We start from the raw sequence: 228 nt of genomic DNA, 5'->3' as shown, positions 1-228 counted from the left end.
GAATCGAACGACAGCGTCGAGCCGCTGGCCGTCGCGAAGATCCTGAAGGCGTTGGTCGACAAGGAACAGCCGCAGCTGGTGATCCTCGGCAAGCAGGCGATCGACGACGATTCGAACCAGACGGGCCAGATGCTGGCCGCGCTGGCAGGCCTGCCGCAAGCGACGTTCGCATCGAAGGTCACGATCGCCGATGGCCGTGCGACGGTCGCGCGTGAAGTCGACGGCGGC

The 228-nt window shown here is 66.2% G+C and carries 1 pseudogene; it reads left to right on the top strand.

Annotated features, from left to right (window positions below):
- Positions 1-228 (top strand): annotated as a pseudogene (locus DIE23_RS39355) (electron transfer flavoprotein subunit beta/FixA family protein); the annotation flags it as partial.

Origin of the sequence: Burkholderia sp. Bp9143, assembly GCF_003853645.1 — a bacterium.
Lineage (GTDB): Bacteria > Pseudomonadota > Gammaproteobacteria > Burkholderiales > Burkholderiaceae > Burkholderia.
The sequence above is the reverse complement of the archived record's forward strand: the minus strand, read 5'-3'. Positions and strand labels throughout refer to the sequence as shown.